Annotated in this window: 19 protein-coding genes; 5 read left to right on the top strand and 14 right to left on the bottom strand. The window is 60.5% G+C overall.

Annotated elements, in window-relative coordinates; genetic code table 11:
- Positions 1–77: 77 nt before the first annotated feature.
- Positions 78–212 (top strand): hypothetical protein, encoded by a 135-nt coding sequence (locus QLG10_RS02135; RefSeq protein ID WP_282485361.1) that lies wholly within the window; start codon positions 78–80, stop codon positions 210–212.
- A gap of 120 nt (positions 213–332) precedes the next feature.
- Complete coding sequence (locus tag QLG10_RS02130; protein WP_282485360.1) at positions 333–782, top strand: hypothetical protein; 450 nt, start codon at positions 333–335, stop codon at positions 780–782.
- 192 nt (positions 783–974) lie between these two features.
- Here the strand turns inward: QLG10_RS02130 and QLG10_RS02125 are convergent, their stop codons facing one another.
- Entirely contained in the window at positions 975–1886 is a 912-nt protein-coding gene (locus QLG10_RS02125) for a LysR family transcriptional regulator (RefSeq protein ID WP_282485359.1), read from the bottom strand.
- A gap of 142 nt (positions 1887–2028) precedes the next feature.
- On the opposite strand from QLG10_RS02125, the gene QLG10_RS02120 reads away from it, so the two are divergent.
- Positions 2029–2934 carry an AraC family transcriptional regulator gene (locus QLG10_RS02120; protein ID WP_282485358.1) on the top strand — a complete coding sequence of 302 codons (906 nt, stop codon included), beginning with the start codon at positions 2029–2031 and terminating at the stop codon, positions 2932–2934.
- 39 nt (positions 2935–2973) lie between these two features.
- Here the strand turns inward: QLG10_RS02120 and QLG10_RS02115 are convergent, their stop codons facing one another.
- The 8 genes from QLG10_RS02115 to QLG10_RS02080 form a co-directional block, all read right to left on the bottom strand.
- Positions 2974–3900 (bottom strand): zinc-binding dehydrogenase, encoded by a 927-nt coding sequence (locus tag QLG10_RS02115; RefSeq protein ID WP_282485357.1) that lies wholly within the window; start codon positions 3898–3900, stop codon positions 2974–2976.
- Between the two features lie 95 nt (positions 3901–3995).
- Complete coding sequence (locus QLG10_RS02110; RefSeq protein ID WP_282485356.1) at positions 3996–5246, bottom strand: MFS transporter; 1251 nt, start codon at positions 5244–5246, stop codon at positions 3996–3998.
- Between the two features lie 11 nt (positions 5247–5257).
- Positions 5258–6079 (bottom strand): SDR family NAD(P)-dependent oxidoreductase, encoded by an 822-nt coding sequence (locus QLG10_RS02105; RefSeq protein WP_282485355.1) that lies wholly within the window; start codon positions 6077–6079, stop codon positions 5258–5260.
- Positions 6080–6138: 59 nt separating this feature from the next.
- Complete coding sequence (locus QLG10_RS02100; RefSeq protein WP_282485354.1) at positions 6139–7500, bottom strand: phosphotransferase family protein; 1362 nt, start codon at positions 7498–7500, stop codon at positions 6139–6141.
- 37 nt (positions 7501–7537) lie between these two features.
- On the bottom strand, positions 7538–7987 hold the full coding sequence (locus tag QLG10_RS02095; protein WP_282485353.1) for a nuclear transport factor 2 family protein: 450 nt from the start codon (positions 7985–7987) through the stop codon (positions 7538–7540).
- Between the two features lie 33 nt (positions 7988–8020).
- Complete coding sequence (locus tag QLG10_RS02090) at positions 8021–8839, bottom strand: SDR family NAD(P)-dependent oxidoreductase (protein ID WP_282485352.1); 819 nt, start codon at positions 8837–8839, stop codon at positions 8021–8023.
- 65 nt (positions 8840–8904) lie between these two features.
- Entirely contained in the window at positions 8905–10257 is a 1353-nt protein-coding gene (locus QLG10_RS02085; protein WP_282485351.1) for a DUF1329 domain-containing protein, read from the bottom strand.
- Positions 10258–10322: 65 nt separating this feature from the next.
- Positions 10323–11996: a DUF1302 family protein gene (locus QLG10_RS02080; protein ID WP_282485350.1), complete on the bottom strand. Its 1674-nt coding sequence runs from the start codon at positions 11994–11996 to the stop codon at positions 10323–10325.
- A 370-nt stretch (positions 11997–12366) separates the two neighbouring features.
- On the opposite strand from QLG10_RS02080, the gene QLG10_RS02075 reads away from it, so the two are divergent.
- Positions 12367–15930: an indolepyruvate ferredoxin oxidoreductase family protein gene (locus QLG10_RS02075; protein WP_282485349.1), complete on the top strand. Its 3564-nt coding sequence runs from the start codon at positions 12367–12369 to the stop codon at positions 15928–15930.
- Positions 15931–15991: 61 nt separating this feature from the next.
- Positions 15992–16549: a GTP cyclohydrolase I FolE gene (folE, locus tag QLG10_RS02070; RefSeq protein WP_282485348.1), complete on the top strand. Its 558-nt coding sequence runs from the start codon at positions 15992–15994 to the stop codon at positions 16547–16549.
- 39 nt (positions 16550–16588) lie between these two features.
- Here the strand turns inward: folE and QLG10_RS02065 are convergent, their stop codons facing one another.
- The 5 genes from QLG10_RS02065 to QLG10_RS02045 are packed head-to-tail and all read right to left on the bottom strand — an operon-like array spanning position 16589 to position 22765.
- Positions 16589–17344 (bottom strand): SDR family oxidoreductase, encoded by a 756-nt coding sequence (locus QLG10_RS02065; protein ID WP_282485347.1) that lies wholly within the window; start codon positions 17342–17344, stop codon positions 16589–16591.
- A gap of 25 nt (positions 17345–17369) precedes the next feature.
- Positions 17370–18422 (bottom strand): phosphotransferase family protein, encoded by a 1053-nt coding sequence (locus tag QLG10_RS02060; protein WP_282485346.1) that lies wholly within the window; start codon positions 18420–18422, stop codon positions 17370–17372.
- Positions 18419–19714, bottom strand: coding sequence for an acyl-CoA dehydrogenase family protein (locus QLG10_RS02055; RefSeq protein ID WP_282485345.1), 1296 nt, complete (start codon positions 19712–19714; stop codon positions 18419–18421). The genes QLG10_RS02060 and QLG10_RS02055 overlap by 4 nt, the downstream gene beginning before the upstream one ends.
- Before the next feature lie 24 nt (positions 19715–19738).
- On the bottom strand, positions 19739–20476 hold the full coding sequence (locus tag QLG10_RS02050) for an SDR family oxidoreductase (RefSeq protein ID WP_282485344.1): 738 nt from the start codon (positions 20474–20476) through the stop codon (positions 19739–19741).
- A gap of 51 nt (positions 20477–20527) precedes the next feature.
- Entirely contained in the window at positions 20528–22765 is a 2238-nt protein-coding gene (locus QLG10_RS02045; RefSeq protein WP_282485343.1) for a CoA transferase, read from the bottom strand.
- Between the last annotated feature and the right edge of the window lie 114 nt (positions 22766–22879).

Raw genomic sequence — 22879 nt, 5'->3', positions numbered from 1 at the left:
CTGGCGGCACGTTGAAGCCGGTGCTGGCGATGTAGCCGTTGTCATCGAGTGGATAGAGCGCGGCGGTACGCTGTTTCGTGGGGGCCTTGATCGGGCTGTGGCTGTGGTGGGTACGCCACGTCTATCCGAACTCGGCGCAAGAGATGACCGAGACCTTCGACAGCCTGATGAACAATGGAACCTGGCCGCCGGCCAACAACGCTTGTCAGTAGCGGCGTTACGATGCGCAGGCCATGATGCCATCGACCCTGTCTACATCCCTCACAAGACAGTGCTCAATGAGCTATACCAAAATCTCCCGTACTACTTTTTTGGAGCACAGGAGATTTATCATGAATCTGAGAAATCAATCGGCGGCTCTGATGGTCACGGTGATGATGCTCGGCTGTACGCATTCAGCAAACCAGACAGTGACCATTCCTCTGCTTGCTACGCCACAGAACACCGGCGAGATTGCCAATACGACATTGGCCAAACAAGGTAATGAGACCGCCTTTACCTTCATCATCGGCGGGGTTCCAAGCGGAACCCTCAGTCCCTTGAACCTCTATACGTCAATCCATGAAGGCAGCTGCAAACAACCCGGACCGGTTGCCTACGCGATGAATGACCGGATCAACACCAGTCGCATATCCGCTATCGGTGGCTGGACCTATTCACGAAGCGCGCCTGTGGCCATGTCAGAACTGTTTTCCACTGACTACTCCGTGGTCGTGACAACCACGCCGGCCGATGGCAACGTCGATATTTTCTGCGGAGATATCAAGCAAGCAGCGAACTGAAATTGAGATACCTCCCCTGAATACTGTCGTCGACGAAGACGCAAATAAACCAACCTGTGTTGCAGTATCTGAATAACCAATACCACTGCACAGTTTTCGCGATTTACGATCCCCTCCTCCCTCGACTCCGGCAAATAACCAGCCAATGCTGCGCGCCTGGCCGGCGCACAATACTGCGCGCCAGGAGCAAGGCTACGAGGCGCAGGCCATGATCAAAAACTGCCGGAATGCCTGGGCCGCTGCCGACAAACGGGTATCCGGCAACCAGATCAATCCGAGTTCCATGGGTGGAATCACGTCTACCAGCGGGCGGATCTCGATTTTCTTGCCCTCCAGGGACCAGGCCCGGTAGACCATGTCCGACAGAATGGTCACGCCGAAACCATGCCCCACCAACCCGCGCAATGCCTCCATGGATGAGGTGCGAAAGGCCACCTTGGGCGTCAGTCCACGGGACTCCCAATAGCGCGACGTCGAAGCCTCCCCCTCATCGACCGTGGCGAGGATATAGGCGTGCTCGGCGACGTCTTCGAGATTGATCGAGGTGGCGGACATCAACGGGTGCTGACTGGCCAACCAGAGTTGGCGGCGAGAACGAATCAGCACCTGGTGAGCGAACCCCAGCAGGTTTGGCGTGTTGGAGACAATCGTCAGGCCCAGGTCGAGATCGCCATTGCCCAGGGCTTCCTCGATGCTGTGACGGTCCATGTCGATCAGGTCGATCTCTACCTGAGGGTAGCTACGTTTGAAGCGTGCCAGTAGCGCGGGCAGGAAATAGCCCAGCACCGTGTAAGAGGCGCCCACACGCACGGTGCCTTGCATGGCATGCCCGAGAAACAGCGGTTCACTGAGGGCGTCCTGCAGGGTGTCGAGGATGTGCCGCGCATGCTGGGAAAACTTGTTGCCTTCAGCGGTCAGTGACACGCCATGGGGCAGGCGGTCGAACAGGCTGACGCCCATGGACTGTTCCAGATGCAACACGGCCGCCGTAATCGCCGACTGCGATACATGTGCCTTCAGCGCCGCTTGGGAAAACTGTCCGGCGTCTGCAGCGGCGACAAAATAGCGCAGCTGACGCATTGAAATATCTCTGCCTTTTGTCATCTGATTTTCTGATACCTACCGTCTGAATATATGAAACAGCTCGGTCCACAGCCTCGCTACACTCGAGACGGGGTAGCTGCCATGCCGTATCGCCACCCTTCGAATTTCAGCACCAACAATAAAAATGGCTGAAGGTTGAAAAATGAACGCGATCCACTACAGCGAGTACGACGGTGAAGCGTCAGGCAATTTCCTGACCGAAGCTTCACTGGCCAGACAAGGCTTCGATCTGCGCGTTGAACAGGCGCAATGGTCCTGCTCCGGCACGGCCCTGATTGAAACCGGCAACAGTTGCCTGATTCGCCTGATGCTGCCTGCCAGCGCTCAAAGCAAGCCTAACTGCGGCAGTTTTCCCAGCCACGGCACGCGTCAATTCCAGCCCTTGGGCAAACTGCTGTTCATTCCCCATGCCACCCAATTCCATCTTCGCCACGATGCCAGCAAGCAAAAGGCCCTGGTGTGCCTGTTCGATCCCTCCTCCCTCGGTGCCCTGGGCAGTTATCGCTGGAACTGGAAGGAGAACGTCAGCGAAGCCATGCTCAACCTGCAGAGCGGTTACCTGCACGCGTCCCTGCAACGGCTGGCCGAAGAGGTGAGCAATCCCGGTTTCGCCAGCGAACTGCAAACCGAATGCCTGCTCACCAGCATTGCCCTGGACCTGCGCCGCGAGTTCATCGACGCCCCCGTCGATGGCGCCGTTGCCTCACCCGACACTGAAAAACTCAGCCCTCGTCAATTCAACATCCTGCGTGAACTGCTCGATACCACGAGCGACGAAGGCCACTCGTTGCGCCACCTGGCGCAGGCCTGCGAGCTGCCGTTGCGAACGCTGTCCAGTCGCTGCAAAAACACCACTGGCATGACCTTGCGCCAATACGCAGCGCAGCATCGCCTGCAAAAAGCCATGGCCCTGTTGGGCGACACACGGTTACTGATCAAACAGGTTGCCTATCAGGCCGGCTTTAGCAATGCCGCAGCTTTCAGTGCCGCATTCCGCAAAGAACTCGGCGTTACCCCCGAAGAGTTTCGCCATCAGCGCCAGCGCTAAAAGGCCCCCGAACACGGGCACCTTTTAGCGACCGGGGTCTCAACGACGAATCGTGGCAGTGATTTTTGCGTGTGGCCCATTGACCTGCGCGGTCCAGGCTTCAGCCGCCTGGTCCAGGGTGAAGTCAAGGTAATCCACCTGGATCTGCTGCTCTTTGGCGATCTTCAGCAGACGCCGCCAGATTTGTTCACGGTCTGCTGGGGGGCGCTGGCCGGTGCCGATGCACGACAAATTGCGGAACAACAGATCGGCAATATCCAGATTGAGCTGGCGTCCGGCCCCCGTGCCAATGGTCACGATACGGGCGCCCCAGTTGGTGGCTTTCAGAGACGTCAACATGGGTTGACCGCACACCAGGTCCAGCACCACGTCAAAGCCACCATCGGCCGCGTCCTTGAGCGCTGCGACATCATCGCTACCGCCTAGCGTCACCACCTCGTCGGCAAGACCTCGTGACTTCAGACGGCCCAATGCTTCGCCCGAGCGCGCAGCCCCGACCACCTTGCCCGCGCCCATGCCGCGCGCCAGTTGCAAGGCGATCTGGCCGAGCGTACCGGTCGCACCCAGGATCAGGACTTTTTCACCCTTCTGAATCCCGGCTTTCTCCAGTGGAACGATGGCACCGGTCGCCGCAATGCCCATGCTGATTGCGGTTTTATCGTCCACGTCGTCCGGCACATTCCACACTTCGGCTTGCGGCACCAGGGTGCGCTCTGCCCAGGCCCCAAAGGGCAATACCGAGCGTTCGCCGAAATACACCCGACGGCCATCGGGCGCACGGCCTACGCCTTCGCCGCGAATGACACAGGGGTATTCCACGCCGAGACGGTAGGCGCCGAGTACATCCCAGCCCCCCAGGCCAGCGGTATCGACATCGATCAGTACCGCGCCGTCTTGCGGCTTGGGCTCACGAAACTCGTCGACTACCGGCAGCGCATTGCGCTCGGAAATGATTGCTGCACGCATGGCATTCTCCTTGTCTGTTTTATTTTAAGGCTGCACTTTGAGCAATAGTTGAACAGAAATCAGTTATTTGTCCATATATTTGCATAAAAATTCCGCTATCGGCTCGCCAATGACACGGCCTGATAACGCGGATACCCACCCAGCGTCAGGAGCAGCAAGGGGCCGACGACAAAGCAGACGAAACTGAACAACAGCATGGCCGAGTAGCCACCGGTCAGTTTGAACAGCCCCGCAAACAGCAATGGCGAGATCGCGGCACCGGCGGTAATCAGGCCCAGATGGGCACCGAACAAGCGCCCGTAGTCGCGCATGCCGAAGTAGCGGGCGATCAGGAATGCCGCGATATCGAACTCGGCCCCCGCACCAACGCCCACCAGCAATGTGGCGAGGAAGTACAGGGCAATGCTGGAATCGCCATAGGCAAAAATGCCGCAGGCAAATGCCGGCATCAACAGCGCCAGGGAAGCGACACCCGGGGCCCACAACCGGTCAATCAGGTAACCCACCAGCAACCGGCCGAGAATCAGCGACACGCCAAAGCTGCTGAAAACCTGGCTGGCCTGCAGGGCGCTCAAGCCTCGATCCTGCAGCAATGGCACGATATTGGTGACCATGCCCACCACGCAGGACACCACCAGCGTCATCGACAGGTTGCACACCCAGAAGCGCCAGGAACGCAGTGCCTCGCGCAACAGCAATCCGCCGGCTCCTTCGCTGGCGACCGCAAGTGGTGGTGGTGTGCCGTGGCTGTCAACAGCGGTCGGCATTAACCAGCGTAACGCCAGCGGCAATGCCAGCAGCACCGGCAACACGCCCAGTGCGATAAAACCCGCCTGCCAATTCCAGCGGCCGATCGCCCAGGCGGTGATCAACGGCAGCATGATGGCCGCGAGCCCGGAGCCACTGAGGATGATCGCCAACGCCAGGCCTCGGTTTTCCTCAAACCACAGGTTGACCAGGTGCGACCAGGTCACCTGCAACGTACCCAGCCCGGCCAGCGGCACCAGGAAAAAACCCAGGTAGAGGGTCCAGATCGAGCCACCGATACAGGTCAGGAGGAAAACGCTCAGGGACAACGCCAACAGCGACAGCAACGTGATAAGGCGCAGGCCAAAGCGCAAATTGAGCCAGCCGGCCAATTGCGACGCGACAATGGTGCCCAGCGACAATGCGGTGATCGCCGCCTGCAACTCCGCCCTGCCCCAGCCCATGGCTTGTTCCAGGGGAATCACCAGGGAGCTGAAGCTGTACAGCAGCAACGAACTGGAACTGGTGGCGACACCCACGAGAGCCAGAATCAGCACCCTCCAACCGCGTTTGAATTCTGCGTTATCAAAGCCTTTCATGGTAGGTGACCTCAGTCGTTGCCGATAAACACAGCCGCTTGCGCGCTCTGGCTCAGTACCTGTGCACGGCGTGCCGGGCCAGGTGCATTGGCGAGCGGTTCGAAGGTGTCTTCGGGGTGTATCAGCGTCGGCCCATTGCCCAGTTCCTGAAGCGCCAGCAGTGCCAGGTCTTCAGCCTTGGGCAGCGTCATGGTAAGGGCGTCGGGGATGTTCAGCTTGACCATGGCATCGCGCATGGTTGGGGTGTCCACGGTGCCGATGAGCAGGTTGAGCACATCCACACCACGATCTTTCCACTCCGCCCATAACGACTCGCCGAGGTTCAGCGCAAACCCTTTGGTGGCGGTGTACATCGCCAGTTTTCGAATCCCGCCCAAGGCGGCCTGGGACCCCACCAGCAGCAGGCCCCCTCGCCCGCGTTCCAGCATCGCGGCACCGAAGGCATGGCTGCATTGCATCACCGTCAGGCAGTTGAGGCGCAGCAAGGTGCCCCAGTCATCGGCCGACGTATCGAGAAAACGCGTGATGTAGGGGTCGCCACCTGCGTTGTAGATAAACAGGCCGACTTGCCGCTTCCCGACAGCGGCCAGCAAGTGCTCACAGGCATCGGGATGGGACAGGTCCTGGATGAGCACCAACACCTCAACGTCGTAGCGTCGCTCCAGATCATTTTTCAACTGTGCCAGGGCTTCGCCACGGCGCGCCACCAGCACACAGTTGAGGCCCCGCTCGGCGAGTGCATGGGCAAAAGCGGCGCCCACCCCATGGGATGCACCGGCAATCACAGCCCACGGGCCATACCGATGCTGGAAGGCATTATCAGCAACAGACATAAACACTCCGTAAACAAAGGCCCGGCGGCCAGCCACCGGGCGAGGAAGGCTTCACCGCGTCAGACCACTGGCGGCAGGTCGATGTGGCTGGCGGAGGCGCCAATGGCGGTGCTGCCATAGACCAGCACGCGCCGCTCGATTTGCGCCATGAACAGGTGCAGCAAGGGTTCGTCGTATTCCGGCCCGGCGTTTTTGACAAAGGTTTCCAGCGCTGCATCGATCTCGCTGTAGTCGCTGAAGGTACGGTCCAGCAACGCTTGCGCGTCCTGTTGCTCCAGCTTGCGCAAGTGCAATTCCATGGCATCGCCACGGCCCAGGTATTCCACCAGCTTGCTCACTGCGCGCAGTTTGGTTTTCTGGAAATCGCTGGCCACCTCAACCTGGGCCAAGGCATCGGTCAGCATGGTCAGCAGTTGTGCATTGGGGCCTGGGCCGACCATGTCCAGATCCGGTTTTTGCAGGGGAACACCCATGGCCTCGGCCAACGCATGCACCACTACCCGACGCAGGGCGATATCGAACTCGGTATAGGTGTCATGCGGGTCGCCCGGTTGTGGCGTGGCCACCGATGCCGAGAATTGCATGGTGCTGACCGTGGCGAAGAGCGCGGTGTGGTAGCGCACCACATCAGGCTCTGCAGGTTCGCCGGTCACTTGCTGATAATAACGATACAGGTCCGCAAAACTGTCCCCGAGCGGTTCGTAGTTGTCGCGCATGCGCGCCGAAGCGAGGTCGGCCAAAGGATCACCGATCATGGCGAACTCAAAATCGTAGAGGCCATGTACCTTTCCATTCTCGAACAGAAACTGCCCCGAATCGTACTGAACGAAAGCCGGCCGGGTTCGGTGCTGTGGCACGTTGCGCCGCAGCCAACCGAGGGCGAATTCGGCCAGAGGCTGTGGCTTGGTTTTATTACGCGCATACAGCGGGTAATAGGCTTCCAGACCCGCCAGGGTAATGTCCTCGGCACTCTTGGGCAGGCTGATACCCTGATCGATGAAGGGTTGCAACGGCAGCTGGTGCATGCGCGCCATGGCATCGACCCACTGGCGTGCAACCCCATGACGTTCGGCATCACTGTTCGCGGTGCTGACGTCACGGCTACCCGGCACCAACTGCATCAGGATGGCTTGCGGGTCTTCGCAAAAGCCATAGATATGCGGTACGGGCACGCCTTGCTGACCGAGCAGGGAGAGAATATCCGCCTCCCGGCGCAGATCCGGGAATGGACTGACATCCCCACCGCGCTCACCCCGAATATGCAACTGAAGGGTTTCGCCATCGCGTTGCAACTCAAGGTTCCAGGCCGGGCGCCAGCGCAGCAGGCGCTGCATGGCCGTGACCTTCCCACCCAGTAGCCCTTCGACAAAGGACCGCAGTTTTTCTTCGACCGGATCACAGGTCACATGTGTTGTTGACATAGGGGTCTCCTCCAGGCGCTGATGTCCAGCGCCGCTATCAATGGCTGCTGACAACACCAGCGTTCGGCCCGCCCACAAGCTCCAGCGGCACGCCCTTTTTCTTCGCAAGGTCGGCGGTGTCCAGGTATTCGCGCCAGGCACAGATAAGGCCCTGCTCGTCCAGCTCATAGACCGCCACCATCGAGTGCGGCATGGGCACACCGTTGTTTACGCAGTAATCGTCGCGCTCGGTCATTACCACGCGCTCGGAAGAGACAATGTGGCGCGTGTTGCAGCGGTTATGCGTGACATAACTCATCTGCCGCTCTATCTCTTTGCGCAGCGCGTCGCGACCGCGGATCACCGGACCACCGGGGACCCACAATTGCCAGACAGCGTCGTCGGCGAAAGTGGCCATGATGCGGTCGATATCCGGGCGACTGCCGTCGCTGCCATCGCCCCAGGCGGCCAGCATGTCGAGGATGAAGCGTTCCTGTTCGAGTGCCATGAAACGGGCTCCAGTGCAGTGAATTGATCGGGATCAGATCGAGGCTTTGGGCAGCAGAAAATTGCGCACCACCGGCACCATCGGCGTACCGCAGCTCATGCCGCCGTCTACGCGCATCAAAGTGCCGTTGACATAGGCGGCGTCGTCGCTGGCAAGAAATGCGGCCATGGCGGCGATGTCTTCCGGCTCGCCCAGTTGCGGTACGTTTTGCAGGTCGAGAAAAGCGCTTTTCATGGCCTCGTTGGCCCAGCTTTCCATCGCCGGTGTGCGAATCACCCCCGGCAAAATGCCGTTGCAACGAATGCCGCGTTTACCAAAGGTGGCGGCAATGGTTTGCACGTACCAATTGAGCGCAGCCTTGGAAGCGCCGTAGCTGAACTGGGAGATTTCGCCGGCAATCGAGCTGGTGGATGAGGTGAACAGAATCGAGCCGCTGCCCTGGGCGAGCATGTGCGGCAAGGCGTATTTGCACGCCAACACACCGCCCAGCACATTGACACGCATGCAGTTGTGGAACAGCTCGGTGTTGAAGTTGATGAAGTCGATATCGCGGGTGGTGGCCGGGTTGCGATACACCGCATTATTGAACAGTACGTCGATACGGCCGAAGGTTTGGACGGTCTGTTCAACCATCTCCCGCAGGGCGTCTTCCTGGCCGACATCCACTTGCAATGCCAGGGCATTGGCGCCGATTTCAGCCGCCACGGCCTGCGCCGATTCGGCGAAAAGATCGGTGACCACCACGCTGGCGCCCTCCCTGGCAAAACGCAGTGCCGAAGCGCGGCCAATGCCGCTGCCCGCGCCGGTGATCACACAGACTTTGCCGTCCAGGCGTTTCAGGATCTCGCTCATAAAGGGGTCTCGGGTACGAAGAAAAAAATCGGCGTCCGTAACGAACGCCGAAAAGGCGCACGATGTCAGCGGGTTTGACCACCAGCGATGGTCTGCGGATTGGCTTCACGTTCGGCGACCGGCTCCTGGCGGTAGCGTGTAGGGCCGTTGCCGAACATGCCGTACTGGTCACGGGTGAAGTCGTACAGCGAGTAGGAATCCTGTTGCGGATTGTTGGGAATGCCGTAGGCCTCGATGTTGTACTGCGAGCCGGTACGGAACAGCGCGCCGCTGTCGTCCCAGGCGTCGTAGACCGCAGCACCGAAGGTGTCCTCGTCGATGTAGTAGCGACGTTTTTTCTGCGCGTGGCGAACGCCGTCCTTGCGGGTCGCTTCCACTACCCAGACACGGTGCAACTCCCAGCGCTCACAAGCGGGGTTGATGTGTTTGGGCATGAGTTTGGTGTCCATGTCACAGCCCCATTTCAACTTGTAGTTGCTGTAGGGAATCAACATTTCCTTCTTGCCCACCAGTTTCCAGTCGAAACGGTCCATCTTTCCGGAGAACAGGAAGATTTCGTCGTAGAAGGCCACCCCGCCGAACGCCGAGTTGGGGGTGTCATAGTTGAACTCCGGGGCCTTGCGCACGCGCCGCTGGCCGGTGCTGTAGCTCCAGGCGTAACGGGAGTCGGTGACCGGATCGAGATAGTCCCAATACCCGGATGCCTGCCCGGCCGTACGGGCCGGCGCGACGACGTGCGACCAGATGCGCTGGGCGATTTTCGGATCACGCCCTGGCACATCCAGTTGATAGAAAGGTTTTTCCCCGGTGGAACGGTTGGTGTTGGTCAGCGTGACGTGGCCCTCATTGACCACATAGGCACTGTGGTTCCAGTCCCAGCCATTCACACCCTGATAGTTGAGGATGTAGTTCCACATCACCTCGCGACCATCGCGCGGCAGCGGGAATGGCAGACCGCCACGGCAAGCCTCGCTGATCGACAGACCCTCGTTCTCGGTCTTGCAGTCCTTGCGGGTGGCATTGCGCTGGGTAGCGGCCAGGAAGTTTGCCGGAAAGGTCGCCGTGCGGTGAGTGGGGTACACCTCAAGGTAATAGGTATCCGGGTACTTTTTGAGCAGATTCATCTGCCCGGCCGTCAGTTGGTCAGCGTACTGGTCCGCGTTGCTTGCCGTAATGCGCAAGCGTGGCTTTTCATTGGCAAACGGGTTGGGCCAGGTCCCATCGCCAGGCACCATGCCGGCAGGGACTTTCAGACCACCGTCGTAAGCCGGAATAGTGCCTGCCGCGTTGCCGGCGACAATCGAACCGAACGCCGTGAGCTTGCCGCCCAGATCGGCCGGGGTAAAGCTCTCCTCGGCCACAGCCGACCCTGCCAAAGCGATGGCCACGAGGCCTATCGCACAAGAATTAATCTTCATGACCAATCTCCATTCAGATGGGATCGCCGAGTCCGGCGACCACTGCGGTGCATTTCAGGGGCGGTTCAGAACGCTGTGCTGACGGTCAGTGAGACCCAGTTGCGGTCGGTCAGGCCGACGTCACCGGAGCCGCCGATGACGGTCTTGCCGACGCCGGCGACGTCTGCGTAATGGCGTTCGCTGCCGTAGCCGATATAAGACAAAGTCACGTCCAGGCGCTCGTCGTAGGTGCCCTTGACGCCGGCCTTCCAGGTGTATTTGCCTTCGTTGCCGCCCCCGGTGGCGGCAACGCCACTGACCCCGTAATCCACACTCATCGGGGTGGAAATATTCCAGCCGGGGAACACCCCCAGCCACTGCGGTGCAAAGCTGACGGCAAGGCCAACATAGTTGTCGGTGGCGCAACCGAAGTGTTTGTCCTGCCCCGCCGGGCAGCCGCGGTAGCCTTCGCCCTTGAACAGCTCTTCATGCTCTGTCACCTTTTCCACGTGACTGAAGGCCATTTCGGTAATCAGGCTGCCGGTGTCGAAGTAATGGGTACGCGGCAGCAACCAAAGGCTGTTGACCACCAGGTGCCAGGTATCACCTCGGGCGCCCTCGTTGTCGACGGTGCTGATGTTGCTGGAGATCAGGGAGGTGTTCTGGCGATAGGACAGGTCTACCCCCACGGAGCCGCCACCCAGTACCGGCCCTGCGGAGTAACCCAGGCCGTAGAGCTTGACGTTCTCGGCGTAGACATAACGGGCGAAGGTCGGCGCCACTTGCAGGCCCCATGGGTTGTAGTCATCGAACTCGCGGTAGTAGAGGCTGACCTCGGAGTGCAGATAGTCGAAGCTGTAGGTCCCCATCACGCCCCAGTTGCCCGAGTCCTTGGGCTTGAGCGGGTCGATCAATGGCCGGGTGAAACCACTGAACAACGGCAAGCGGTCCGGGCCTTCCAGTGCGATGTCGGCGGAGGCCAGATAAGTGCCGCCCTCAGGCGCACGCGTAGTGTCCCATTCGAAGAAATATTGCGCCGCCAAAGACAACTGGTCAGTGACCTGGGCCTGGGTGGAAATTTGCGTCAACGGCAGGAAGATCTCGCGCGTCTCGGTGCCGGGGTTGCTCACCGCCTTGCGCCCATCCAGGGGTGCTTGTGAGTAGGAAATGGCATGCCCGGCAATCAGCAAGCCGTTGCCCCAGTACACGGTGTGCCGGCCGGCACGCACGCTGACCGGAATGTCACCAAGGTCGAAGCGGGTAAACGCAAAGGCGTCCAGCAATTCGCCGCTGGGCCCGCGGTGGTAGCGCTTGGTAAAGCTGGAGTAATGGCCGTTGGTATAGCTCGGCGTACTGGTCCCTGGAAATGCGCCGGGGTAGAAGACATTGCCAGCGCTGGTCTCGACATCGGTGTCTTCGTACGCCTGGTCGTACCAGGCAGCGCCGCTGATGCGAAAGCCGTTGTATTTCTTGTAGGCCACCTCTACTTCGCTCATCAGGTCGACCCGGTTGGTCACTACATCGCCCTTGTCACGGAACTTGGCATCGGACTCGTCGTAGGTGGCGTTGTTGGCCAAGGCATTGTCGCGGCCTTCGGCCCGCAGGCCGAGGTTGTAGCGAACAGTGTTGTCCCAGCGCGCAGTCAGGTCCGGATTACCGGTATCAAACTCGGCAGCCTGACTGTGGCCAAAGGACAAGGCACATCCGATCACACTGAGCCAGATGGCCAGGCTTAACGGCTTTGGTTTTGCGTTGATCATCAACACTCCCTTCCCATTCTTTTTGTTATTGGCAGCCGAAGCGCCGGGCCGTATCCATCGCGCCTTTTCAACTACGCCGATGAGCGCTGGCCTGAGGGCATTCGGTATGGCTGAAGTAAACGGGACAGGGAGGTTTGGGCACAACGATTGGGAGCATTGCTGAAATGCATTCGATATTGCTCAAATGCTCCAGCGCCATTGGCCGCTGCGTGAGCTATACCCAAAGAACATTCCGGTATTCAAATATCCAATACCACCCCGCTGTTTTTGTGATTTTACGATCCACGCCTCCCCTCCCTAGACTCCAGCCAATAACTAGGCAACGCCGCTCTCCTGGCGCCGCCATGACAATAAAGCCTGGAGGATGAGCATGAGTGCGTCCCCGTCCCTGGATGACAAATACATCCAGCACAGCGGAAAAGTTTTACTCACCGGGATTCAGGCGCTGGTGCGCCTGCCTCTGATGCAGCGCCAGCGCGACCTGGCCAATGGTCTGAATACCGCCGGGTTCATTTCCGGCTACCGCGGCTCGCCGCTGGGTGGTTTTGACCAGGCCCTTTGGAAGGCCCGCGACTATCTCAAGGAGCACCACACGGTGTTCCATCCGGGCATGAACGAAGATCTCGCCGCCACCTCGATCTGGGGTACGCAACAGGTCAATATTTTCGAAGGGGCGACCTACGACGGCGTGTTTGGCCTGTGGTACGGCAAGGGCCCGGGCGTGGACCGTTGTGGTGACGTATTCCGTCACGCCAACGCTGCCGGCACCTCAAAGTTCGGCGGTGTACTGGCGATTGCCGGCGATGACCATGGCGCCCGCTCCTCCTCGCTGCCGCATCAGACCGAGCACATTTTCAAAGCGGTCATGATGCCGGTACTGGCGCCATCGGGCGTACAGGAATACCTCGACTACGGCATGCACGGCTGGGCCATGTCGCGGTACTCCGGCTGCTGGGTTGCGCTCAAGGCGGTGGCCGATACCGTGGAAAGCGCGGCCGTGGTCGACATCGACATTCATCGCGTACAACCCATCATTCCGGATATTCCACTGCCCGTAGGCGGCTTGAATATCCGTTGGCCTGACCCGCCCCTGGCGCAAGAACAACGCCTGCTGGAACACAAGCTATATGCCGCCCTCGCCTACGCCCGGGTCAACCGTCTCGACCGTATCGTGATGGACTCAGCGAAAGCGCGCATCGGCATCATCACTTCCGGCAAGTCGTACCTCGACGTATGCCAGGCGCTGAAAATCCTGGGTATCGATGAAACCCTCGCACAGCAGATCGGCCTGCGCGTGTATAAGGTCGGTATGGTCTGGCCGCTGGAAGCCGAAGGCGTGCGCCAGTTTGCCGAGGGCCTGGAAGAAATCGTGGTGGTTGAAGAAAAACGCCACATGATCGAGTACCAGCTCAAGGAAGAACTCTACAACTGGCGTGAAGACGTACGCCCGCGCATCGTCGGCAAGTTTGACGACAAGGGTGAATGGAGCCTGCCACACACCGACTGGTTGCTGCCCGCCATCAACGACCTGACCCCGGCGATGATTGCCCGTGCACTGGCCAAGCGTATTTTGCGCTTGCATCAAAATGGCCCCCTGCAAGTGCGCCTGGCGGTGCTGGACGCGCAACTGGCCAGCAAAGGCCAATTCAGCAACCTGATGGAACGCGTCCCCCACTACTGCTCCGGTTGCCCGCACAACACTTCGACCAAGGTCCCGCAGGGCAGCCGGGCGCTGGCCGGTATCGGTTGCCACTACATGGCGGCCTGGATCTACCCGCAGACCCAGACCTTCAGCCAGATGGGCGGCGAAGGGGTGGCATGGATCGGCCAGGCGCCTTTCACCAAGACCCAACACGTCTTCGCCAACCTGGGCGACGGCACCTATTTCCACTCCGGAATCCTCGCGATTCGGGCTGCCGTCGCGGCGAAGGTGCAGATCACCTACAAGATTCTCTACAACGATGCTGTCGCCATGACCGGCGGACAACCTGTGGACGGCAGCCTCAGCGTCGCGCAGATCAGTCGGCAACTCGCGGCCGAAGGTGTGCAGCGGATTGTGGTCGTCAGCGACGATGTCGAGAAATACCAGCACATCCGTGATCTGGCCGACGGCGTGCCGGTACTGCGGCGCGACAAAATGGACGAAGTGCAGGACCAGTTGCGTCAGTTCCAGGGTGTATCGGCAATCATCTATGACCAGACCTGCGCCGCGGAAAAGCGCCGGCGCCGTAAACGCGGCAAGTTCCCGGACCCGGCACGTCGGGTCGTGATCAACGAAGCGGTGTGTGAAGGCTGTGGCGATTGCAGCAGCAAGTCCAACTGCATGTCGGTGGTGGCGGTGGAAACCGAGTACGGCCGCAAGCGGGAAATCGACCAGTCCTCGTGCAATAAAGACTTCACCTGCCTCAATGGCTTTTGCCCGAGTTTTGTCACGGTCGAAGGTGGCACCTTGCGCAAACCCAAAGCCCTGGCGGCCGCGAAGGATGACGTGTGGGATTTGCCGACGCCCGCGACTGTCGCGCTGGATGAGCCTTACAGTATCCTGATCACTGGCGTGGGCGGTACGGGCGTGGTGACCATCGGCGCCCTGCTGGGGATGGCGGCGTTCATCGAAGGCAAAGGCACGCTCAATCTCGATATGGCCGGCATGGCGCAAAAAGGCGGCGCGGTGTGGTCGCACATTCGCATCGCCGCGCACCAGGAACAGCTGTTCGCACCGAGGATTGCCGAAGGTGAAGCCGCTCTGCTGCTCGGTTGCGACCTGGTGGTCAGTGCCAACACCGAAACCCTGTCCAAGTTGCGTCACGGCATCACCCATGCCGTGGTCAACAGCGAGGAAAGCATCACCAGCGCCTTTGTGCGCACCTTCGCCCAGCAGGCGGAAACGGGTGACTTGCTGAAACACCCGGACCCGACCTTCCAGACCGGCAACATGTCGGCGCAAATTGCCGACGCGGTGGGCACTGAGCAGGCGGATTTTATCGACGCAAGCAAAATCGCCACGGCCCTGATGGGTGATTCGATTGCGACCAACACCTTCATGCTTGGCTATGCCTACCAGAAAGGCTGGTTGCCGGTGGGCAAGGCCGCGTTGCTGCAGGCCATCGAACTGAACGGCACGGCGGTGCCCTTTAACCTCTCGGCCTTTGACTGGGGCCGGCGCAGCGCCCATGACCTGCCACGGGTTTTACGCAAACTGCAAGCCGCCAAGGTGCAAAGCCCGGACCGCTTACTGTCGCAAAGCCTGGAAGAAACGCTGGCACGGCGCATGGAGTTTCTCACGGCCTACCAGAACTACGCCTATGCCCAACGTTACCGCTATCGTGTCGAGCAATTCATCAAGGCGGAAACCGCACTGCTCGGACAACCCGGCAAGCTGTCGGCGAGTGTCGCCCGTTACTACTTCAAAGTGCTGGCGATCAAGGATGAATATGAAGTGGCCCGTCTGTTCACCGATGGCCAGTTCCTGGAAAAAATCCAGGCTGGATTCGAAGGTGATTATCGCCTGCGCTTCCACCTCGCCCCGCCGCTGCTGAACGATAACGGCTCCGGCCGTGAACCTAAAAAACGCAGTTTCGGTCCGTGGATGCTGCAAGGCTTCAAGCTGCTGGCCAAGCTCAAGTTCCTGCGCAACACCTGGCTTGATCCGTTCGGTCGTACCCATGAACGCAAGGTGGAGCGCAATTGGCTAGCCAGCTACGAACAGATCCTCGATGAAGTGCTGGCGGGCTTGACCACCGAAAAACTGGGCGTGGCCCAGGAGCTGGTAGAGCTGCCGGAAAGCGTTCGCGGCTATGGTCCGGTGAAGGAGCGGTTCCTCGACCACGCGCAACAGCGTCAGGCGCAGTTGCTGGTGCAGTGGCGTAATGGCTCGAGCGGCCAGTTCCATGATGCCAGCCAGAGCAACAGCAAAATCGCCGTCACTCAATTGTAAGCCTCGCCCGGGCTGCACACTGTGCAGCCCGGGATGTGGGTTAATTCAACAAGGTCAAAGCATGAACGAAGAACTGGCCAGCAATTACCGTGAGATTCTCCACGGCGTAGGTGAAAATCCAGAACGTGAAGGCTTGCTGGACACGCCAAAGCGCGCAGCAAAAGCCATGCAGTACCTCTGTCATGGCTACCAGCAAAGCCTCGAACAAATCGTCAATGGTGCCTTATTTGAATCGGACAACGATGAAATGGTCATCGTCCGTGACATCGAACTTTACTCCCTGTGCGAACACCATTTGCTGCCGTTCATTGGCAAGGCCCATGTCGCCTACATACCGACGGGCAAAGTGCTCGGGTTGTCGAAAATCGCGCGGATTGTCGATATGTTCGCTCGCCGTTTGCAGATCCAGGAAAACCTGACACGCCAGATTGCCGACGCCATTGCCCAGGTGACCGATGCCGCCGGGGTGGCGGTGGTGATCGAGGCAAAACACATGTGCATGATGATGCGCGGAGTGGAAAAGCAGAACTCCGTGATGAGCACCTCGGTGATGCTCGGTGCGTTCCGCGAGTCGTACAACACTCGCCAGGAGTTTTTGCAGTTGATCCGCGGTCGCTAGGCACGTGTGCCGGGGTCGCCCAGGCACACCGCCTGCCATTCAACTGAGCATCAACATCCCGCCATCAATCATCAGCGTCTGACCGGTGACAAACCGTGAACCGTCGCCGGCAAGAAACACCAGCACCGGGGCCAGGTCCCGGGCCGGCTCGCCCAGCTTCCCGCCGAGGGGTATCTGGCTGGCCATGTACGCATCGTGCTGCTGCAATTGCTCGGTGCTCATGCTGGCGCGGGTGGCGTCGTACATCGGCGTCCACATCGCCGGGGCGATTGCGTTGACGGTAATGCCCAATGGGCCCCATTCCCGTGCCACCGTGCGCGTCCAGGCCAGCACGGCGCCTTTGCTGGCGGCGTAATGGGCTTTCCCGGGCTGGCCAACCACACCGGCAGCCGAGGCGAAATTGATGATCCGCCCACCGCTGCCCTTGAGCCGTTCATAGGCCGCTCGGTTGGTCAGGAAAGTGCCACGGGTATTCACCGCAAAGACCCTTTCCCATTCGTCCAGGGTGATACTGTCGGCGCTGGCGTTGGGTGCGATGCCTGCGGCATGTACCAGCACATCCAGGCCGTTGAGCTGTTCGCTGGCCCAGGCAAAGGCCGCTTCCACCGATTGGCTGTCAGCGATGTCACAGACTCGTGAGTGCGCCCAACCACCCCCGTCACCCGTTATCGAGGCGACTTCGCCCAAGTCGAGACTAACGACATGGGCACCCTCCTGCACAAACGCCTTGACCACTGCCGCGCCGATACCCCTGGCGCCTCCCGTGACGATTATCCGCTTACCGGCCAGTTGCATGGGCTGTTCCTCTTGTGTGGATTTATCAGGATGGTTGCTCGATGCGTTGCAACGCCGTAGCGAACAGGCGCAGCGCCGAGGCGTGGTGTTTTTCACCGGTGACCCTGCAGGCTTTACCCGCACAGGCGCGTGCATGGCTGACCTCGAGAAAGATGCCCAGCTTGAAACCGGCCAACACCAGGTACCAGGTGAAGTCAGCCAACGAGCGTGAACTGCCGGCGCGGTAATGGGCGACCAATTCATCGCTGCTGCAAAAGCCATCCCAGGGATGCACCTCGATGGTGCCGGCGCCACGACCCTCGGCATCGGGCCAGGTCACCACCAGCCAGGCCAGATCGAGCAACGGATCACCAAGGGTGGCGAGCTCCCAATCGACTACCGCGGCCAGTTCGCCACAGTCGTGCCGGAACATGACATTGGACAGGTGAAAGTCGCCGTGCTGGATACCGGCCTGGAACTGCTGCGGACAATGCTCGCTTAACCAATGGGCCAAGCGTTCGAGCCCCGGCAGCCCCTTGGCGCCGGGCCAACCGGGATAGTCTTTGACACTGTCCAGCTGCGCCAGCCAGCGGGAGACCTGCCGCTGGTGAAAACCCTCAGGCCGGCCAAAATCCGCCAGTCCCACCGCCTGGTAGTCAATTTCGCCCAGGCGCAATAGCGCATCGACCATGGCCAACCCCATGCGCCGGCGCATTTGCGGCTGTTGCGCATGAGGCGCCGGCAAACCGGCCGCGCAATTGGGATTGAAACCCTGTACCGGCTCCATCAAGTAGAAACTGGCGCCCAAAACGCCTGGGTCAGCACAGTCGGCGATCAAACCGGCATGGGGCACTTGCGACCCCGCCAATGCCTTGAGTAAACGTGCTTCGCGGGCAATCGTCTTGCCGCCGACTTCGCGCAATTCCCTGGAAGGCCGACGCAGGACGAATTCACGCGTACCGCGCCGAAAACGCAGCAACAGATTTTGCGTGCCTCCGGTCAGGCGCATCGGGGCCTCGATGGGGCCGCGCTCCAGGTTCTGACTATCCATCCAGTTGGCCAGGCGCGCGAGGTCGACCAGATCCTGCCAGTCGTTCATGGGTTACGCTCGCCAAGGCTGGCCAGCACGTCGGCGTATTTTTCCCGGGCGCGGGCGGCGGCGGTGGGCCGATGGTAATCAGGGAACAACTCGTCGCAGGGTTGATAGTCGCGCAGCAACTGTTTGGCAACCGTGACTTTGTGCACCTCGGTAGGCCCATCGGCCAGTCCCATCTGGAACGAGCGCACGATGTAGCCGGTAAAGGGCATTTCTTCACTGACGCCCAGCGAACCATGCACATGCAAGGCGCGGGCGGCGATGTCATGCAGCACCTTGGGCATGACAGCCTTCACCGCGGCGATATCCTTGCGCACCCGCTTGTAGTCCTGGTACTGGTCGATGCGCCACGCCGTACGCATCACCAGCAAGCGAAATTGCTCCAGCTCGACCCATGAATCGGCAATTTTTTCCTGGATCATTTGCTTGTCCGCCAGGCGGCTGCCCTGGGTACTGCGCGACAGGGACCGCTCACAGAGTGCATCAAGGGCTTTTTGCGCCTGGCCGATCACCCGCATGGCGTGGTGCACACGGCCACCACCGAGCCGCACCTGAGCCACGACGAATGCCTGGCCGGGCGCACCGAGCATGTCGCCGGCAGGCACTCGCACCTTGTCGAATGACAGATAAGCATGGGTGGCAGCCGGATCATCGGCGATACCGACGTTACGGATAATGCTCACCCCCGGCGCGTTAGCGGCGACGATGAACATCGACATGCCTTCATACACCGATACGCTTTTATCGGTGACCGCCATCACGATATAGAACGCGGCGTAGCGGGCATTGGAGGCGAACCATTTTTCGCCGCTCAGCAGCCAGTCATCGCCATCGCGCACCGCTTCGGTGGTGAACACGGCGGGATCGGCGCCACCCTGCGGCTCGGTCATGGCGAAGCAGGACACGATATCGCCATCGAGCAAGGGTTGCAGGTAGCGCTGCTTCTGCGCCGGGGTGCCGTAATGGGCGAGGATTTCCCCGTTACCGGAATCGGGGGCCTGGCAGCCAAACACGATCGGGCCAAACAGTGAACGGCCGAGAATTTCATTGATCAACGCCAGGCGCACCTGGCCATACCCTGCCCCGCCCAGCTCCGGCCCCAGGTGACAGGCCCACAATTTGCGTGCCTTCACCTGCGCTTGCAGCGGCTTGACCAGTTGCTTGAACAATGGATCGTGGATATTCCACGGGCTGCCCAACACATGATCGAGGGGTTCGACTTCCTCACGTACGAATTGCTCGATCCAATCCAGTTCCGCTTGTATCTCGGGGTCGGTCTGAAAGTCCCAGGCCATGGTGTGTCTCCTAACAAATAGCGATCAGGCCAGCAGCATGCCGCCGTCGACCAACAGGGTTTGGCCGAGCACATAGCTGGCCAGCGGCGAGGCAAGGAACAGGGCCACGTTGGCCATGTCCTGGGGCGTGCCCAGGCGCCCTTGAGGAATGGCCCGCAGCGCACCTTCCAGGCGCTTGGGGTTGCTGGTGGTCACCCGCGTCAGCTTGGTTTCCACCAGCCCGGGGGCAATGCCGTTGACCCGGATGCCGTCACGCGCCCAGGCTTCGGCCAGGGTGCGAGTCAGTCCAAAAGCACCGGTTTTCGAGGCGTTGTAGGCCGGATTGCCACGCGTGGAGTGGAAGGCGGCAGCGGAACTGACGGTGATCATCGATCCCTTGGCCTGCATCAACAGCGGGTGAAACTTCTGCGCGCATACCATCAGGCTGGTGAGATTGACATCGAGTACGTGCTTGAAGCCCTCGGTGAGAAATTCCTGCCGGTCGTAGAGCACCGTGCCTTGTGCTTGCACCAGCACATCCAGGCGGGTGAAGGGTACGCTGGCGGCTTCAATCAACGCCGCATCCGCGACGTCGACCTGGGCGTAGTGCAGGCCCTCAAGATTAGAGTCAGGTGAATCTTCATAAGATGCTGCCGATGCTCGTGTGCCCCAGACGTGCACCTCGGCACCGCGCTGGCGAAAGTTCTGCGCAATGCCATTGCCGATGCCACTGGAACCGCCGATCACCAGCACTGTTTTACCGCTGAAATCCAACTCGTACATGGGTGTTCCTTTTGCTTGTCGATGAATACTGCCGAGCAATAGCCACGCTTTTTACAGCGCCACCAGCCCCGACGAAGCCATGCGCTCAACTTCGCTGCTGGTGAAGCCGAGCTCTGCCAGGACTTGCCGGGTGTGTTGGCCCAGGGCCGGTGGTGGGCGATTGAGCGACAACGGCAAGTTACCGAAATCCCAGAACGCGCCGATCTGTTGCAGGTCGCCGTACACCGCATGGGGATAATGGGCGTGCAGGCCGGCGGCAGCGTGTTCGGGGCTGTCGAGAAACGCATCCATCTGCGCCTCCAGCACGGCCTGCGCAGGAACCTGCACGCCAGCCAGTGCTGCGAGTGCCGCTTGCCGAGTGAGGTTGGCGAAATAATCCTCGGGCCGGCTGCCCGCCAGTGCGGTGAAACGCTGAATTTCATCAGGCTGCAGCGCTGCCACCACCAGCCAGGCATCGCTGCACAGATAGAGACGGTGTGCGTCATTGAGCCCCGTCTGTTGCGCATCCATATGGGCGACAGGCGTGAGACTGCCGTCCTCCAGCACCACCGCTTCGCTCATCGACAGCAACGTGGCGCCCAACAATGAGGAACTGACCATTTGCCCGACGCCGCTGCGATTGCGCGCGTACAACCCCAGTAGCAAGGCATAAAGCGAGGACAATCCAGCAAAAAAATCCCCCACGCCGAAGCGCAGCCACATTGGCGCTTGCCCTTGGCCGCCCTGCTCGACCTCCCATCCGCAGGAGGCCTGCATCAGTTGGTCAAAGCCTGGCCAATCCGCTCGCGGACCGGTCGGCCCGTAGGCGCTGACATGGCAATAGACCAGTTGCGGGTTAAGCGCCTTGAGGTGCTCGTAGTCAACCTTGAGCTTGCGTGCGGCCGGCAGCCGCATGTTGTGGTGCACCACATCAGCCCAGCGTGCCAGTGCCTCGACCACGGGCTCGGTTTGCGGATCACCCAATTGCAGCGCAACTCCCAATTTGCCCCGCTGGGTCCCACTGAAAATCCGCTCCAGGCGGCGCATGGCATCCCCCTTGGGCGCCTCGATCTTAATGACTTCGGCGCCGAGGTCCGCCAGCAGCATGCAGGCAAACGGCCCGGCCAGGTAGGCGCCCAGATCCAGGACTTTCAGGCCATGCAGCGGTGGCAGTGGAGCAGGACCTGGCTGACGTCCATGCGCTGGGAGCAATGCATCAGCGTCCGGCAGTGATGCGTTCCACTCACCCGCCAGTGGCGCACTGCCGCCGACTCGCGCAGGTGGCTGCACCTGCCAGGCCGGGCCCGGTTGCAGGGTCTTGCCCAGTTGTACATCGTCGACTTCAACCACATAGCCATTGAGACGCGCCTGCTCGTCGAAGTAGATATCGCCAAAGGCACCGGCAATTTGCGCGGCCACATCGTGCTGCCAGAAATGCTCGACCCAGTCCTGCGCCGGTCGTGTGGCAATAATGGCCTTGTTGGCGCCGAAGTTAGGCGCCACATGACTGGGTGGCCATAGCGCATTGAGCCGAGCCACTTCGGTTGCGCCCAGTTCGCTGAGCGCTGCGGCCATCCACGGCGATTTGTCCGGCGAGTAGTGCACATGCAGCCAGCGGCCATCGGCGCACTGGTGCAATGGAATTGGAATGTGTTTATCCAGCCCCTTGGCAAAGGCCGGGGTTGGCGTTTGCGCCCGGTTCCAATGCATGGTCATAGGCACCAGGGCCGCCTGGGCCAGACTCGTATGCGCGATGCCGCCACCACCGTCGCGGTCGCGCGCCAGCAGCCGCGCCATCACCCCGACCACGCACAGCCAGCAGGCCAGCCAATTGGCAAAGGGCATGCGCACAAACACCGGCCCGGGGCGATGCGCGGGCTGCTCGTCCAGCAGGCCCAGGCGCGCCAGGATCAGTGTTTCCCGGGGAATGGCATTCGCCAGCGCATGCCGTTGCGGCCAGCCGCCGATCGCAGAGATAACCAATCGCGGGAAGTCTGCAGCGAGCTGTGCGTCTGCCAGACCATGGGCCTGCGCCACTACCGGGGTGAAGTCGTGCAACAGCACATCGGCGCTGGCCAATAGCAACCGCAACTGTTGGCGATCGGCAGGATTTTCCAGGTCAAGGGTGACACTGCGCTTGCCGCGATTGAGCACCGCAAAGAGCGCCTGGTGATCTCTGGCCGCGTTGCCAGGTGACTCAACCATGACCACTTCGGCACCCGCTTCACACAGTTGCAGGCCGGCGGCGGAACCGGCAATGCCGGAACACAGGCTGATGACGCGAATGCCTTCGAGGATTGCCTGGTTCATACAGCACCTTTCAATGGCTTGTTCTGCTCAAAGCGATCTGCAGCAAAGCTGCAGATCGCATCCATGGCGTTACCCTAAGCCATCGAAAATTAATTTCATATATAGATTAGTATT

Source organism: Pseudomonas sp. V98_8, assembly GCF_029967975.1.
In the GTDB taxonomy this organism is placed as follows: domain Bacteria; phylum Pseudomonadota; class Gammaproteobacteria; order Pseudomonadales; family Pseudomonadaceae; genus Aquipseudomonas; species Aquipseudomonas umsongensis.
The sequence above is the reverse complement of the archived record's forward strand: the minus strand, read 5'-3'. Positions and strand labels throughout refer to the sequence as shown.